A 14,653-nucleotide genomic window follows, 5' to 3' on the forward strand; every position below is an offset into this window, starting at 1 on the left:
CCCGGAGGTGCCGCGATGACCACCCAGCACGATCGTGCCGCCCGCCCCCCGCGCTTCGGCCGGCTGCGCCGCACGCTGCTGGCCGCGCTGGTCGCCGCGGCGGTGGTGGTGCCGGTCTCAGCCGCGGCGCTGCCGGACGCGCCGGCGCCGGCCCCGGTGCGCTTCGGGGAGGCGGTCCCGCTCCAGGAGCGGTACGCGGCGAACCGCGCCGCGCTCGCCGGAGCCGCTCGGATGGCGGCTGGTGCGGGGCACGAAAGCCGTGCGGCGAAGCTGAGGGCCATGGCGTCCGGGCGGTTCCTGGCCTTCGACGGCCACGGGACCGGGCGGGCCGTGGAGGTGCTGGGGGACCTGGCGGGAGCCCGGCGGGTGGCGTTGCTGGTGCCGGGTTCCGACACGACGCTGGACACGTACGCGCGCTTCCGTGCCGGTGCGGCCGCGCTCCGGGAGCGCCTGCTGCGGGAGGGCCACGGGGACACGGCGGTGGTGGCGTGGCTGGGGTACGACACTCCGGGCACGGTGAGCCCCGCGGTGGTCACCACCGGGCGCGCCGACGATGCCGCCCGCGAACTGGCGCCCTTCCTTTCCGGGTTGGCGCGGCTGGCGCCCGGCGCCGGGATATCCCTGCTGTGCCATTCGTACGGCTCGGTCGTGTGCGCGCGTACCGCCACGCCGGCCGCCGTGACGGACGTGGTCCTGTACGGCAGTCCGGGCACGGGTGCCGACCGGGCCGCGGACCTGCCGACCGCGGCCCGGGTCTGGGCCGGGCGGGGTGCCGGGGACTGGATCGCCGGTGTGCCCCACGTGCGCGTGGAACTCCCGGGCGGCTCGCTCGGGTTCGGCACCGATCCGGTCGATCCCGGCTTCGGGGCGCGGGTGTTCGACGCCGGGGACGGCGGTCACAGCGGCTACCTCCATGCGGGCGCGGCCTCGCTGGCCCGGCTCGCGCGCATCGCAGCGGGTGAGCGGCCGTGACCCGAGTCCGGGCCACCTCGCCCTCCCTCCGCGCCGGTTCTTCCCCTGCCGTCAGCCCGGAGCCACGCCCTCACCTTCGGAGGCTCGCCATGCCGAAACCCGCCGGACTCGCCCACCGGATAGACGCCGCCACCCCTCCCGGCCGCGACCGTGCCGTCGACGGGCTGCGGGCCCTCGCCATCACCGGTGTGGTGCTCGGCCACTGGCTGGTGACCGCACTGACCCCCGCGGACGGCGCGCTGCGGGGCACCAGTCCGCTGGCCCACCTGCCCTGGCTGGCGCCGGTGTCCTGGATCTTCCAGACGCTGGCCGTGTTCTTCCTGGTCGGCGGGTACGTGGCCGCGCGGAGCCACGCCTCGGCCCGGTCGCGCGGGGTGACGTACGCGCGGTGGACGGGGGGCCGGCTGGCCCGGTTGTTCCGGCCGGTCGCCGCCGTCCTCGTGCTGTGGACCGTGGCCACCGGGGCCATGCTGGCGGCCGGGGTCGGCGCGGAGACGCTGCGGACACTGCTGCGGCTGGTGCTGTCTCCGCTGTGGTTCCTCCTGGTGTTCGCCGCGCTGACCGCCGCCACTCCGCTGGTCGCGCGGCTGCACCCGGGGTGGCCGCTGGCCGTGGTGGCGGGCGTGGACCTGGCCCGGTTCGGGTGCGACGGGCCCGCCTGGCTGGGCTGGGTCAACGTCGCGGCGGGCTGGCTGGTCCCGTACTGCCTCGGTGCGCTGTGGGCCCGGGGGGCGTTCGCCCGGCGGCGGCCGGCCGTGCTGCTCCTGGCGGGCGGGGCGCTGTCCACCGGGGTGCTGGTGGTGTGGGGCGGTTACCCGGCGTCCATGGTGGGGGTGCCCGGCGCGGAGGTGTCGAACCTCAACCCGCCGACGCTGGCCGCGGTGACGTTCGGGCTGGCGCAGTGCGGGCTGGCGCTGCTGGTGCGCGAGCCGCTGGGCCGGGTGCTGCGGAGGCCGGCGGCCTGGGCGGCGGTGGCCCTGGTGAACCTGTCCGCGATGACCGTCTTCCTGTGGCACCAGACCGCGATGATGGCCGTCACCGCCACGGGGCTGCTGTTCGGGACGCGGCTGCCGGGGCTGCACACCGTGCCGGACAGCCTGGTGTGGATACCGGCCCGGCTGATGTGGCTGCCGGTGTTCGCGGTCGCGCTGCTGGTGTGCTGGGCGGCGTTCCGTACGTACGAGCAGGGCGGGCGGCGACGCTCCCGCGGGGCGTCCGTGGTGGTCCGTGAGCACCACCCCTCCGGACAGGGGGCGTTGCATGCCTAGGGTGGAGGACGTGAACCCGCACGAGACGACCAGGGCGCCCGGTCCGCCGCCCGACCGGCAGGATCCGGACGAGCTGACGGCCGCCCTCGACTGGACCGCCCACGCCACGCGGAGGCTGGTGCGGGTGGTCGCGCGGACCCTGTGGGAGGACCTGTTCACGCTGGAGCGGGACCCCCTGCCGCGGATGTCCCGGCCGCGGTGGCTGGCCCGGCTGCCGCACGTCCTGGTCTTCCTGTACGGCTGGGTGGCGACGATTCCGTCCGTCCAGCTGCTGCTCAACTCCTACCAGGCGCGGGGCGAGCTGGTCGTCATGCAGGTCGTCGTCCAGGCGGCCGCCCTGCTGATGGCGATGAGCAGGCCGGTGCTGGGCTGGTGGCTGTCGCTGGGTGCCGCCTTCATCACCCAGCTCGCCGTGACCCGGGTCGGCGAGAACCCCTGGCCCTGGACGCTTCCCGAACTCGCCCTTCACGGACTGGTGTTGCTGCTGCTCGCGCTGCGGGTGCGGCCGCGGGTCGCGGTCGAGGCCCTGGTGCTGTCGGTGGGCTTCGGCTTCGCGGCCGTCGCGTTCAACAACTTCGGTGTCGGGTACCGGGGCACGGCGGTCGGGGCCCTCGTCTACTTCGGCCTCACCGTGGTGATCGGCTCGGCGCTGCGCGCCCGCCGGGTGGCCAGGACGCAGCTGGTGGAGCAGACCTCGCTGACGGCGGAGGAGCGGGCCCGGCGCACGCTGCTGGAGGAGCGCAGCCGGATCGCCCGCGAGCTGCACGACGTGGTCGCCCACCACATGTCGGTCATCTCGATCCAGGCCCAGGTCGCCCCCCACCTGGTGGAGAACCCCTCCGAGGAGCTCAAGGAGAACCTGGCGGGGATCCGGGAGAACGCGTTGGAGGCGCTCACCGAACTCCGCCGGGTGCTGGGCGTGCTGCGCTCGGAGAACGCCGCCGACCCGGCCAACCCGCACCACCCGCAGCCCACCCTGGCCGACCTGGGCGGGCTGGTGGACAACGTGCGCGGGGCCGGCCTGGACGTCACGACCGAGATCGCCGGGGTGGCCCGGCCGCTGACGCCCGGCGTGGAACTGACCGCGTACCGGATCGTCCAGGAGGCGTTGAGCAACTGCCTGCGCCACGCGCCCGGTTCCGAGGTGGAGGTGGGCATCGCCTACGGTCCCAGGGAGCTGCACGTGTGCGTGGCCAACTCGGCGCCCACCCGGTCCGTGCCGCCTTCCCCCGGCGCCGGGCACGGCCTGCTCGGGATGCGCGAGCGGGCCGGGATGCTCGGCGGAGAACTGGCCGCGGGCCCCCGCCCCTCCGGGGGTTACGAGGTGACCGCGGTCCTCCCGATAGACACCCCCGCCAGGACGACCACCGAGAAGGACCCCGTATGACGACGACGCCGATCCGCGTGATGATCGCCGACGACCAGATGATGGTCCGCCAGGGCTTCACCGTGCTGCTCAACGCCCAGCCCGACATGGAGGTCGTCGGCCAGGCCGTGGACGGCGCCGACGCCGTGGCCAAGGTGGCCGAGCTGCGTCCGGACGTGGTGCTGATGGACATCCGCATGCCCGGGGTCGGCGGGATCGAGGCGACCGCCCGCATCACGGGCGAGCCGGACGCCACCGTGAAGGTGCTGGTGCTGACCACCTTCGACCTGGACGAGTACGTCTACGAGGCGCTGCGCGCGGGCGCCTCGGGCTTCCTCCTGAAGGACGCGTCCGCGGACCAGCTCGCCGAGGCGGTGCGGGTGGTGGCGGCGGGCGAGGCGCTGCTCTCGCCGAACATCACCAAGCGGCTGATCACCGAGTTCTCCCGGCTGGGTGCGCCCCGCGCGCCGCTGAAGGAGCGGCTGGGCGAGCTGACGGAGCGGGAGACCGAGGTGCTGTCGCTGGTCGCCCAGGGCCTGTCGAACGCGGAGATCGCCGCCCACCTGCACGTGGCGGAGCAGACCGTGAAGACCCACGTGAGCCGGATCCTGGTGAAGCTGGGCCTGCGCGACCGCACCCAGGCGGCGGTCTACGCGTACGAAACCGGGCTGATCCGTCCGACGGGCTACTGAGGGTGGGGCGTAGTACCTGAGGGGGACCTGGAGAAATCCCCTTCCGGCCCGACGTGGGTGAGGGGGACGGCGGCCTACCGTTCTGTACGTGACCGAGACGACCACCGGGGGGACCCGGACCCATTCGCCGGAGCTGAAGCTGGCCTCCGGGATCGTTGCCCAGCTGCGGCACGACCTCATCACGGACGCGTTCGCGTACCGGCCGCTGGAGCGGATGCGCACGGACGGGCCGCTGACCCGGCTGCTGCCCCGGCGGATACGTCCACGGGCGGCCTGGACGCCGCACGCCCTGGTCGTCGCGGGTGCCGGGTTCGTCCTGCTGATGAGCCTGGCCAACGGCAGCGGCGCCGCCGGGCCCTTCAGCGCCTTCGTCTTCGGCCTCGTCGCGGCGGCGCCGGTGCTGATGACCCTGGTGCGGCCGGTGGGCGCGTTCTGGGCCTCGCTGGCAGCGACGCTGGTGCTCGGGGTGGTCGGCCGCACCGATTTCTGGCCCTGGTCGCCGGCCACGTTCGTGGCCCACGTCCTGGTCATGGTGCTGGTGACGGCCCGTACCCGGCCCCGGGTCGGGGGGTGGATGTGGTTCGTCACGGTGCTGGTCGGCGGCCTGCTGAGCAGCGCGCTCAGCCTGGACGGCACGGACAACACGGGCCCGCTGGCGGTCGTGTCCGCGATCGCGCTGCTGGCCGTCAGCGTGCTGAAGATCCGCAGCCAGGCGGCGAAGGAGGTCACCGCGCAGCAGGAGGTGACGGCCGTCGAGCGGGACAAGCGGACGCTGCTGGAGGAGCGCACCACCATCGCGCGGGAGCTGCACGACGTGGTGGCGCACCACATGTCGGTGGTCGCGATCCAGGCGGAGGCCGCGCCGTACCGGGTGGAGAACCCTCCGCCGGAGCTGGAGCAGGCCTTCCTCACCATCAGGGAGAACGCGGTGGCGGCGCTGACCGAGTTGCGCCGGGTGCTGGGTGTGGTGCGGTCCGCCGACTACGAGGCCCCCGAGGCCCCGCAGCCCACGCTGGCCTCGCTGGACGGGCTGCTGGCCAACGTCCGTGACGCCGGGCTGACGGTGGACAAGACGGTGACCGGAGCGGTGCGGGAGCTGCCGCAGGGCGTGGAGCTGTCGGCGTACCGGATCATCCAGGAGGCGCTGAGCAATACGCTGCGCCATGCGCCCGGGGCGCGGGCCGGTGTGGAGATCGGGTACGTCCTGGGCGGGCTCGGGCTGCGGATCGTGAACGACGCGCCGACCGGGGACGTCAGGCCCTCGCCGGGTGCGGGGCACGGGATCACGGGGATGCAGGAGCGGGTGGCCATGCTGGAGGGCGAGATGACGGCCGGGTCCACAGCGGACGGCGGCTACGAGGTCGCGGTCTTCATACCGGTGCGGGCGCGGACGGACGAGGACGCCGCATGACGATCAGGGTCCTGATCGTGGACGACCAGATGATGGTCCGCGAGGGCTTCTCGGTGCTGCTGAACGCGATGCCCGACATCGAGGTGGTGGGCGAGGCGGTCGACGGCCGCGAGGCGATCACGCAGGTCGCCGCGCTGCGGCCGGACGTGGTGCTGATGGACATCCGGATGCCGGTGCTCAACGGCCTGGAGGCGACCCGGGAGATCGTGGCGGCGGACGCGGACGCGAAGGTGCTGGTGCTGACCACGTTCGACCTCGACGAGTACGTCTACCAGGCACTGCGGGCGGGGGCCTCCGGCTTCCTGCTCAAGGACGCCTCGGCGCGTCAGCTGGCCGACGGGGTCCGGGTGGTGGCCTCGGGCGAGGCACTGCTGGCGCCTTCGGTGACCAAGCGGCTGATCGCGGAGTTCTCGAAGCTCGCCGAGTCCCCCAAGGTGGGCGACCGCACCCAGGTCGGTGAGCTGACGGACCGGGAGACGGAGGTGCTGATCCTCATCGCCCAGGGCCTGTCCAACGCGGAGATCGCGGAGCGGCTGGTCATCGCCGAGTCCACGATCAAGACGCATGTCAGCCGGATCCTGGTGAAGCTCGGGCTCCGCGACCGCACCCAGGCCGCCGTCTTCGCGTACGAGGCCCGGCTGGTCACGCCGGGGTAGGCGCGTTCACCCCCTCGGGTGGCATATGCCGGAAGCTGTTGCCGCCCTCGGCTACGGCCGACACGCTGGCCTCGGCCTGGAAGGAGGGGCACCATGACGCTTATGGCAGAGCGCACGTCAAGCATGTCGGTCCGTGACTTCGAGAAGATCGCCGCGTTCGCAGCCAGGGAATCCGATTCCGCCAGGTTGGAGTTCGTCGGTGGAAGGATCGGAGAGAAGGCCGTGCCGGACGGCGATCACAACCAGATCTGGTGGTGGCTGGCGGACATCTGCCTGGAGCATCGGCCGGACCTGCGTCTGTTTCCCGAGTCGCAGGGATTGAAGGTCGAGCACTACCGGAAGGGCAGGGCACGCCCGGACGGATCGCTCGCGCCGCGCGAGGCGTTCACGGGCGGTGGCGAATGGGCCGATCCCGAGGCTGTCCTCATGGCAGTCGAGATCACCTCGTACGACTCCGACACCGACCGCCGAGACCGACGGGAGAAGCCCGCCGCCTACGCCGCAGCCGGCATCCCGGTCTACCTGCTCATCGATCGCGAAGCCGGCAAGGTCGTCGTCCACAGCACCCCGGAGGACGGCGACTATGCCACCGTGCAAGCGGTGAGCTTCGGACACGAAGTGATGCTGCCGGAGCCCGTCGGCTTCGCATTCGACACCGGGAAGCTCAAGGACTACGTCCGCTAGGCGGTAGCGTCGGGGCATGGACGAGGGCGCTGTTTTCGATCCGTGGTCGGCCGGGTTCGTCGCCGATCCCTATCCCGCGTACGCCCGGCTGCGGCGCGAGGGGCGGGCCGTGTTCTACGAGCCCACCGGCCAGTGGCTGATCCCGCACTACGACGACGTGAGCGCGCTGCTGCGGGACCGGCGGCTGGGGCGCACGTACCTGCACCGGTTCACGCACGAGGAGTTCGGGCGCACTCCCCCGCCGGCCGCGCACGAGCCCTTCCACGTGATGAACGGCAACGGGCTGCTGGACCTGGAGGACCCGCACCACGCGCGGGTCCGGCGGCTGGTGGCGAAGGCGTTCACGCCCCGGATGGTGGAACGGCTGGCGCCGACCGTCCGGCAGCTGGCGGGCGAGCTGGTCGAGGGGCTGCTCGCGGACGGCGGCGGGGACCTGATCGCCCGGGTCGCGGAGCCGCTGCCGGTGGCGGTGATCGCCGAGCTGCTCGGGGTGCCCGAGGGCGACCGGCACCTGCTGCGCCCCTGGTCGGCGGCGATCTGCGGGATGTTCGAGCTCAACCCGTCCGAGGAGACCGCGCAGGCGGCGGTGCGGGCCTGCCAGGAGTTCGACCTCTACCTGCGGGAGCTGATCGAGGAACGCCGCCGGGAGCCGGACACCGATCTGATCTCGGCGCTGATCGCCGCGCACGACGAGGAGGGGCGGCTGAGCGAGCAGGAGATGGTCTCCACCTGCGTGCTGCTGCTCAACGCCGGTCACGAGGCGACGGTCAACACCACGGGCAACGGCTGGTGGACCCTGTTCCGCCACCCCCAGCAGCTGGCCGCCCTCCGCGCCGACCCGGCCGGGGTGCTGTCCACAGCTGTGGAGGAGCTGATGCGCTTCGACACCCCGCTCCAGATGTTCGAGCGCTGGGTGCTGGACGACATCGAGGTCGGGGACGTGAAGATCCCCCGCGGCTCGGAGGTGGCCCTGCTGTTCGGCTCGGCCAACCGCGACCCGGCCCGGTTCGCCCGCCCGGACGAGCTGGACCTCGTACGCACCGACAACCCGCACATCACCTTCGGCGCCGGCATCCACTACTGCCTGGGCGCCCCGCTGGCGCGGCTGGAGCTGTCCGCCTCCTTCGGCGCGCTGCTCGCGGACGGCGTGCCGCCACTGCGGCTCGTCGCCGAGCCGCAGTGGCAGGAGGGCTATGTGATCCGGGGCCTGAAGGAGCTGCCGGTCGAGTTCTGACCCGCGGCCGCAGCGCCCTCCGGGGCCCGCCTCGCCTACGTCGTCAGGTCCCGGCGGCGCAGGGCCGCGAGGCCCCCGGCCGCCAGGGCCGCGGCGAGCAACCCCAGCACCGGCAGCGGCGCCCAGGCCACCTCGTCGCCCGGCAGCTTCGGCAGGTGCGCGAAGGGCGACAGGTCCAGGACCGCGTCGGGCAGGTTCAGCGCCGGGCCGATCCAGCCCAGGCCCAGCGCGAGCCCCGCGGCGGCCCAGGCGGCCACCGCGGCCCGCGGCACGGCCCCGTACAGCAGCACCGCCAGCCCCCCGAGCGCCCACACGGCCGGCAGCTGCGCCAGGCAGGCGCCGACCACGGGCCAGAACCGGTGCCCGTACCCGGCCGCCAGCCCGACCCCGCCGGCCAGCAGGACCAGGGCGGAACCGCCGAAGGCGACCGCCAGGTGTCCCCCGGCCCAGCGCAGCCGGCCGACCGGGTGGGCCAGCAGCGGTTCGGCCCGGCCGCCGGTCTCCTCGCCCCGCAGCCGCAGCACCGCGCCGACGGCGAAGAGACCGGCCACCATCCCGAGCATCCCGGCCATCGCAGCCAGGAAGGCGTCGGTCAGCGCGGCCTGGCCGCCCATCCGCTCGAAGATCTCGCGGGTCTTCGCGTTCTGGCCGACCAGGTCCGCGACGCCCTCGGTCATCCCGCCGAACACCACCCCCGCGACCAGGAAGCCCAGCGCCCAGGCCAGCAGCGCGCCGCGCTGGAGGCGCCGGGCGAGCGCCCCCGCGGACCCGAGCCGCCCCTCCGCCGGCCCCGGGCGGGCCGGCAGGAAGCTCATCCCCACGTCGCGCCGCCCGGCCAGGGCGTACGCCAGCAGGGCCTGCGCCGCCACCGCGGCCGCGAGGAGGCCCAGCACCCACCAGCGTTCGGCGGCGAAGGCGCGTACCTGCCCGACCCAGCCCAGCGGCGAGAGCCAGGTCAGCGCCGAGGAGCCGTCGGCCGCCCCGGCGTCGCCCGCCGCGCGCAGCACGAAGGCGGCGCCCAGCACGGCCGCGGTCAGCCCCTTGGCTGCCCGGGCGCTCTCGGTGGCCTGTGCCGCGAGGGCCGCCGTGGTGGCGAAGAGCATCCCGGTGCCGCCGACGGCCAGGCCGAGGGCGGCCGCGCCGGCGGCGCCCTGTCCGGCGAGGCCGGCGGCGACCAGTACGGCGAGCAGCCCGTTGGCGGTGAGGGCGGCGAGCAGGGCCGCCGTCAGCGGCGCCCGACGCCCCACCATCGCGGCGGAGACCATTTCCTGCCGGCCCGTCTCCTCCTCCTCGCGGGTGTGCCGGACGACGACCACCAGGCTCATGACGGCGGCGAGCAGGGCACCGAAGACCCCCATCCGCCAGGCCGTCAGACCGCCGAGCGAGTCGCTGAACACGGGCCCGTACATGGCCCGCATCGAGCTGTTGGCGTTCATGGTGGCGGCCACCGAGGCCCGCTCGGCGGCGCTGCCGTACACGCTCCCGAGGGAGCCGGGCATGCTGACCAGCATCGTCGTGATCACCAGCACCCAGACCGGGATCAGCACGCGGTCCCGGCGCAGGGCCAGCCGCAGCAGCGTGCCGGTCCCGGCGAACGGCCGCTTCACCGCGCGCCTCCCGCCCCGTCGCTGCCGGCCGCGGAGCCGCCCGCCCCGGAGCCGTCCGCCGCGTAGTGGCGCAGGAACAGCTCCTCCAGCGTGGGCGGTGTCGAGGTCAGCGACCGCACTCCGGATCCGGTCAGGGAGCGCAGTACCGCGTCCAGCTTGTCGGTGTCGACCTGCAGCCGGACCCGCAGCCCCTGCACGTCGACGTCGTGGACGCCCGGCAGGCGGCTCAGGCCGTTGGGCGGCGTGGCCAGCTCGGCGGAGACGCTGGTCCTGGTGAGGTGGCGCAGGTCGGCGAGGGAGCCGGTCTCGACGGTGCGGCCGGACCGGATGATGCTCACCCGGTCGCAGAGCGCCTCCACCTCGCTCAGCACGTGCGAGCTGAGCAGCACGGTCCGCCCGGCGGCACGCGCCTCGGCGACGCACTCCCGGAAGACCTCCTCCATGAGCGGGTCCAGGCCGCTGGTGGGCTCGTCGAGGACGAGCAGTTCGGCGTCCGAGGCGAAGGCCGCGACCAGGGCCACCTTCTGGCGGTTGCCCTTGGAGTAGGTACGGCCCTTCTTGGCCGGGTCGAGCTCGAAGCGCTCGACCAGGGCCGCGCGGCGGGCCCGGTCGAGTCCGCCGCGCAGGCGGCCGTAGAGGTCGATGACCTCGCCGCCGGTGAGGTTGCGCCAGAGGGTGACGTCGCCGGGCACGTACGCGATGCGGCGGTGCAGCTCCACCGCGTCCTTCCAGGGGTCGCCCCCGAGGAGCAGCGCGGTGCCGGAGTCGGCGCGCAGCAGTCCGAGGAGCACCCGGATGGTGGTGGACTTCCCGGAACCGTTGGGGCCGAGGAAGCCGTGGACCTCGCCGGTCCCGACGGTCAGGTCGAGGCCGTCCAGCGCGTGGGTGCGCCCGAAGGACTTGTGGAGTCCGGCGACGCTGATTGCCTTCGTCATGGCTCCGAACGTACGCTTCTTTCACAAATTTGTGAACCTCGGGAAGTCTCGGAACCTCACGTAGAGTCCGGAGGATGGAGCGGATGGAGCGGATGGAGCGGATGGGGACAGCCAGGGCCGGCGACCGGGACGACGGCCGGGACGACGGCCGGGACGACGGCCGCGACCAGGAAGCCGTCTCGCGCTTCGTCGAACGCTTCGCGGCCCAGCTGACCGACGCCGGCATGCAGCGCATGGCCGCCCGCGTCTTCGCGGCCCTGCTGGTCAGCGACCGCGGCGCGATGACCTCCGCCGAGCTCTCCGAGGCCCTGAGCATCAGCCCGGCGGCCGTGTCCGGCGCGATCGCCTACCTCTCCCAGGTCGACATGGTCAGCCGCGAGCGCGAGCCGGGTTCCCGGCGCGACCGGTACGTGCTGCACAACGCGATCTGGTACGAGACCTTCGCCCGCCGCGACCAGCTGCTGGACCGGTGGGAGACGACCCTGCGCGAGGGCGCGGCCACGCTCGGCCCCGGCTCCCCCGCCGGGGCGCGGGTGGCCGAGACGGCGGCCTTCTTCGCGTTCCTCCGCCAGGAGATCCTGGGCATGATGGACCGCTGGCGCGCCCACCGCGCGACCCTCGGCCTCCCGGACGCCCCCTGAGGCCGTGTCTTCGGCTCAGGTGGGGCCCGCTACCCGCGCGGCAGCGTCAGCCCCCACGCCCCCGGCCGCAGGGTCCACGTACGCCGCCGCACCGGGCCGGTGACGCGATGGTCGGCGCGGTAGCGGAAGTCCGCGCCGGAGACGGTCACCGTCCGGGCCCGCGCCGTCACCGGGTCACGCGACAGCCCGGTCCGTACGGTGACCTCCGCCAGCCCGCCCGCCGACGCCACCGACACGTCCCGCACCGGCCGGTCCACGTCGCTGAGCAGCACGCCGTCCGCCTCCACCCGCAGCCGGGCCCCGGCGTGCGCGCCGACCGGCGGCCGCACCAGGGTCCGCACCAGCGACCGGCAGGCGCTCCACACCGAGGGAGCCGGCGGGGGCGCCGCACCCATCGCGGGGATCCGCAGGCCCCCCAGCACCACCCCGTCGCTGTCGTCGACCAGCAGGTCGAGCCGCTCCACCACCCCGTCCAGCGCCGCCCTGGCCGCCAGCACCGCGCTCGTCGGCACGCCCAGCGACCGGGCCACCGCCAGCGAGCCGGACGGTCCCACCGGCACCAGCGAGACGGCGCCCTCGCGCAGCTCCCGCTCCCGGTGCAGCAGCGACACGGCACGGGCCAGAGCCCGGTCGTCCCCCACGATCACCGGCCGCCGATGACCCCGCCGGGCGAGTGCCCGCGCGAACTCCTCCGGCCCCTCGGGGAGGCAGATCTTGGCCTCCGCACCGGCGCTCAGCACGTCCTTCGCGATCCGCACGGACTCGCCGTCCAGACGGCGGGCGACCGGGTCGACGAGCACGAGCAGGCCGGCCTCCGCCGCGCCCGCGTGGCTCATGGTGGGCTCTGGAGCCGACACCTCGGTCCTTCCTCGGGTAGCATCTTTGTGCAAGAGCCCCTTGCGCTATTGCGCCAGGGGCTTCGTCTATTCCGGGGCACCGGTCCGACGGCTCAGCCTGCGGTGTACATCGTCGTACGCCCCCTGACCTTGGACATGCCCCATCCGGAAGAGGTGTACGCCTGTGCCCGCTCTTGTGCTGCTCGGAGCCCAGTGGGGTGACGAGGGCAAGGGAAAGGCCACCGACCTCCTCGGTGGTTCCGTCGACTACGTCGTCCGCTACCAGGGCGGCAACAACGCCGGCCACACGGTAGTCGTGGGCGACCAGAAGTACGCCCTGCACCTCCTCCCGTCCGGCATCCTCACCCCTGAGTGCACCCCGGTCATCGGCAACGGCGTCGTCGTCGACCCGGCCGTGCTGCTCTCCGAGCTCAAGGGCCTCAACGAGCGCGGCGTCGACACCTCGAAGCTGCTGATCAGCGGCAACGCGCACCTCATCACGCCCTACAACGTCACCCTCGACAAGGTGGGCGAGCGCTTCCTCGGCAAGCGCAAGATCGGCACCACCGGCCGCGGCATCGGCCCCACCTACGCGGACAAGATCAACCGCGTGGGCATCCGGGTCCAGGACCTCTACGACGAGTCGATCCTCATCCAGAAGGTCGAGGCGGCGCTGGAGAACAAGAACCAGCTGCTCGCCAAGCTCTACAACCGCCGCGCGATCGAGGCCGGCGCGATCGTGGAGGAGATGCTCCAGTACGCGGAGCAGATCAAGCCCTTCGTCGCCGACACCACCCTGATCCTCAACAACGCGCTCGACGAGGACAAGGTCGTGCTGTTCGAGGGCGGCCAGGGCACCCTGCTCGACGTCGACCACGGCACGTACCCCTTCGTCACCTCCTCGAACCCGACCGCCGGCGGCGCCTGCACCGGCACGGGCGTCGGCCCGACGAAGATCACCCGCGTGATCGGCATCCTCAAGGCCTACACCACCCGCGTCGGCGCCGGTCCGTTCCCGACCGAGCTCTTCGACCAGGACGGCGAGGACCTGCGCCGCATCGGCGGCGAGCGCGGTGTCACCACCGGCCGTGACCGCCGCTGCGGCTGGTTCGACGCGGTGATCGCCCGCTACGCCACCCGCGTCAACGGCCTCACCGACTTCTTCCTCACCAAGCTGGACGTGCTGACCGGCTGGGAGCAGATCCCGGTCTGCGTCGCGTACGAGATCGACGGCAAGCGCGTCGAGGAGCTGCCGTACTCGCAGACGGACTTCCACCACGCCAAGCCGGTCTACGAGTACCTGCCGGGCTGGTCGGAGGACATCACCAAGGCCAAGACCTTCGCCGACCTGCCGAAGAACGCGCAGGCGTACGTGAAGGCCCTGGAGGAGATGTCGGGTGCCCCGATCTCCGCGATCGGCGTCGGCCCCGGCCGCACCGAGACGATCGAGATCAACTCGTTCATCTAGGACCACGCATGCGAGGAGCCCCCCACCGCACCGCGGTGGGGGGCTCCTCGCGTTCCGGGCGCCGCGGACTCAGCTGTCCCGCAGCTCCAGCGTGCAGCACTTGACGCTGCCGCCCGCCTTGAGCAGCTCGGACAGGTCCACCCCGACGGGGTTGAACCCGCGGGCGGCCAGCTCGGCGGCCAGCCGCTCCGCGGCCTTCGGCAGCACCACGTTGAGCCCGTCGGAGAAGGCGTTCAGCCCGAAGACCTCCGCGTCCTCCTCGGTGGCGAGCAGCGCGTCCGGGTAGAGCCGCTCCAGCACCTCGCGGCTCTCCGGCGAGAAGGCCGCGGGGTAGTACATGACCTCGGTCTCGCCGAGCACCGCGAGCGCGGTGTCCAGGTGGTAGAAGCGCGGGTTGACCAGGTGCAGCGGGGTGACCGGGACGCCGAGGAACGCCTCGGCCTCGGCGTGCGAGCGCGGGTCGGTACGGAAGCCCGTACCGGCCAGCAGCCGGTCGCCCACCAGCAGGTAGTCGCCCTCGCCCTCGTTCACGTACTCGGGGTCGAGGAGGTCGGCCCAGCCCTGCTCGCGGAACCAGGAGAGGTACGCGGGGCCCTCGGCGGCGCGCTCGGGGTACCGGAAGCGCGCGCCGAGCACCTTGCCGCCGACGACGGTGGCGCCGTTCGCGGCGAACACCATGTCGGGCAGGCCCTCCACGGGGTCGATCTCCTCGACCTTGTGTCCCAGCTCCTTGTAGAGCTCGCGCAGCTGGACCCACTGGCGCACCGCGAGGGGGTTGTCCGCGCCGTCCTCCGGTTCCATCCACGGGTTGATGGAGTAGCGGACGTCGAAGTGGTGCGGTCGGCACATCAGCAGATGGCGGACGGTTGCCTGGCGGGTCATG

At 73.4% G+C, this 14,653-nt stretch carries 14 protein-coding genes; 10 read left to right on the forward strand and 4 right to left on the reverse strand.

Going from position 1 to position 14,653, the window contains the following annotated elements; all coding sequences use genetic code 11:
• Positions 1–15: 15 nt before the first annotated feature.
• The 8 genes from ACIQUQ_RS09810 to ACIQUQ_RS09845 all read left to right on the forward strand — a co-directional run bounded on the left by ACIQUQ_RS09810 (position 16) and on the right by ACIQUQ_RS09845 (position 8,283).
• Entirely contained in the window at positions 16–972 is a 957-nt protein-coding gene (locus ACIQUQ_RS09810; RefSeq protein WP_403973304.1) for an alpha/beta hydrolase, read from the forward strand.
• 89 nt (positions 973–1,061) lie between these two features.
• Positions 1,062–2,240: an acyltransferase gene (locus ACIQUQ_RS09815; protein ID WP_403973307.1), complete on the forward strand. Its 1,179-nt coding sequence runs from the start codon at positions 1,062–1,064 to the stop codon at positions 2,238–2,240.
• Positions 2,233–3,627 (forward strand): sensor histidine kinase, encoded by a 1,395-nt coding sequence (locus tag ACIQUQ_RS09820; protein ID WP_403973310.1) that lies wholly within the window; start codon positions 2,233–2,235, stop codon positions 3,625–3,627. Before ACIQUQ_RS09815 ends, ACIQUQ_RS09820 begins: the two co-directional genes overlap by 8 nt.
• The gene (locus ACIQUQ_RS09825; protein WP_403973312.1) at positions 3,624–4,298 is read left to right on the forward strand and encodes a response regulator; all 675 of its coding nucleotides are present in this window, start codon (positions 3,624–3,626) and stop codon (positions 4,296–4,298) included. Before ACIQUQ_RS09820 ends, ACIQUQ_RS09825 begins: the two co-directional genes overlap by 4 nt.
• 88 nt (positions 4,299–4,386) lie before the next feature.
• Positions 4,387–5,709, forward strand: coding sequence for a sensor histidine kinase (locus tag ACIQUQ_RS09830; RefSeq protein ID WP_403973314.1), 1,323 nt, complete (start codon positions 4,387–4,389; stop codon positions 5,707–5,709).
• Positions 5,706–6,365, forward strand: coding sequence for a response regulator (locus ACIQUQ_RS09835; RefSeq protein ID WP_399947117.1), 660 nt, complete (start codon positions 5,706–5,708; stop codon positions 6,363–6,365). The genes ACIQUQ_RS09830 and ACIQUQ_RS09835 overlap by 4 nt, the downstream gene beginning before the upstream one ends.
• 93 nt (positions 6,366–6,458) lie before the next feature.
• Positions 6,459–7,049: a Uma2 family endonuclease gene (locus tag ACIQUQ_RS09840; RefSeq protein WP_403973317.1), complete on the forward strand. Its 591-nt coding sequence runs from the start codon at positions 6,459–6,461 to the stop codon at positions 7,047–7,049.
• Between the two features lie 16 nt (positions 7,050–7,065).
• The gene (locus ACIQUQ_RS09845) at positions 7,066–8,283 is read left to right on the forward strand and encodes a cytochrome P450 (protein WP_403973319.1); all 1,218 of its coding nucleotides are present in this window, start codon (positions 7,066–7,068) and stop codon (positions 8,281–8,283) included.
• Positions 8,284–8,318: 35 nt separating this feature from the next.
• Here the strand turns inward: ACIQUQ_RS09845 and ACIQUQ_RS09850 are convergent, their stop codons facing one another.
• Both ACIQUQ_RS09850 and ACIQUQ_RS09855 read right to left on the reverse strand, forming a co-directional pair.
• Complete coding sequence (locus ACIQUQ_RS09850; protein ID WP_403973321.1) at positions 8,319–9,890, reverse strand: ABC transporter permease; 1,572 nt, start codon at positions 9,888–9,890, stop codon at positions 8,319–8,321.
• Positions 9,887–10,825: an ATP-binding cassette domain-containing protein gene (locus ACIQUQ_RS09855; RefSeq protein WP_403973323.1), complete on the reverse strand. Its 939-nt coding sequence runs from the start codon at positions 10,823–10,825 to the stop codon at positions 9,887–9,889. Before ACIQUQ_RS09855 ends, ACIQUQ_RS09850 begins: the two co-directional genes overlap by 4 nt.
• A gap of 101 nt (positions 10,826–10,926) precedes the next feature.
• Here ACIQUQ_RS09855 and ACIQUQ_RS09860 point away from each other — a divergent pair, with 101 nt between their 5' ends.
• A complete protein-coding gene (locus ACIQUQ_RS09860; RefSeq protein ID WP_403973841.1) occupies positions 10,927–11,466 on the forward strand; it encodes a GbsR/MarR family transcriptional regulator in 540 nt (179 codons plus the stop codon).
• Between the two features lie 29 nt (positions 11,467–11,495).
• On the opposite strand, the gene ACIQUQ_RS09865 is transcribed toward ACIQUQ_RS09860, so the two are convergent.
• The gene (locus tag ACIQUQ_RS09865; RefSeq protein WP_403973326.1) at positions 11,496–12,323 is read right to left on the reverse strand and encodes a diacylglycerol kinase; all 828 of its coding nucleotides are present in this window, start codon (positions 12,321–12,323) and stop codon (positions 11,496–11,498) included.
• A 163-nt stretch (positions 12,324–12,486) separates the two neighbouring features.
• Between ACIQUQ_RS09865 and ACIQUQ_RS09870 the strand changes: the two genes are divergently transcribed.
• Entirely contained in the window at positions 12,487–13,770 is a 1,284-nt protein-coding gene (locus ACIQUQ_RS09870) for an adenylosuccinate synthase (RefSeq protein WP_399947128.1), read from the forward strand.
• 69 nt (positions 13,771–13,839) lie between these two features.
• On the opposite strand, the gene ddaH is transcribed toward ACIQUQ_RS09870, so the two are convergent.
• Positions 13,840–14,652: a dimethylargininase gene (gene ddaH, locus ACIQUQ_RS09875; RefSeq protein WP_403973328.1), complete on the reverse strand. Its 813-nt coding sequence runs from the start codon at positions 14,650–14,652 to the stop codon at positions 13,840–13,842.
• Position 14,653 lies beyond the last annotated feature (1 nt).

Origin of the sequence: Streptomyces sp. NPDC101118, assembly GCF_044759445.1 — a bacterium.
Lineage (GTDB): Bacteria > Actinomycetota > Actinomycetes > Streptomycetales > Streptomycetaceae > Streptomyces.

Coding starts and splice junctions, on each gene's coding strand:
- ACIQUQ_RS09825 (WP_403973312.1), top strand. CDS start 3,624: ATGACGACGACGCCGATCCGCGTGATGATCGCCGACGACCAGATGATG.
- ACIQUQ_RS09860 (WP_403973841.1), top strand. CDS start 10,927: ATGGGGACAGCCAGGGCCGGCGACCGGGACGACGGCCGGGACGACGGC.
- ACIQUQ_RS09845 (WP_403973319.1), top strand. CDS start 7,066: ATGGACGAGGGCGCTGTTTTCGATCCGTGGTCGGCCGGGTTCGTCGCC.
- ACIQUQ_RS09815 (WP_403973307.1), top strand. CDS start 1,062: ATGCCGAAACCCGCCGGACTCGCCCACCGGATAGACGCCGCCACCCCT.
- ddaH (WP_403973328.1), bottom strand. CDS start 14,652: ATGACCCGCCAGGCAACCGTCCGCCATCTGCTGATGTGCCGACCGCAC.
- ACIQUQ_RS09820 (WP_403973310.1), top strand. CDS start 2,233: ATGCCTAGGGTGGAGGACGTGAACCCGCACGAGACGACCAGGGCGCCC.
- ACIQUQ_RS09810 (WP_403973304.1), top strand. CDS start 16: ATGACCACCCAGCACGATCGTGCCGCCCGCCCCCCGCGCTTCGGCCGG.
- ACIQUQ_RS09855 (WP_403973323.1), bottom strand. CDS start 10,825: ATGACGAAGGCAATCAGCGTCGCCGGACTCCACAAGTCCTTCGGGCGC.
- ACIQUQ_RS09840 (WP_403973317.1), top strand. CDS start 6,459: ATGACGCTTATGGCAGAGCGCACGTCAAGCATGTCGGTCCGTGACTTC.
- ACIQUQ_RS09835 (WP_399947117.1), top strand. CDS start 5,706: ATGACGATCAGGGTCCTGATCGTGGACGACCAGATGATGGTCCGCGAG.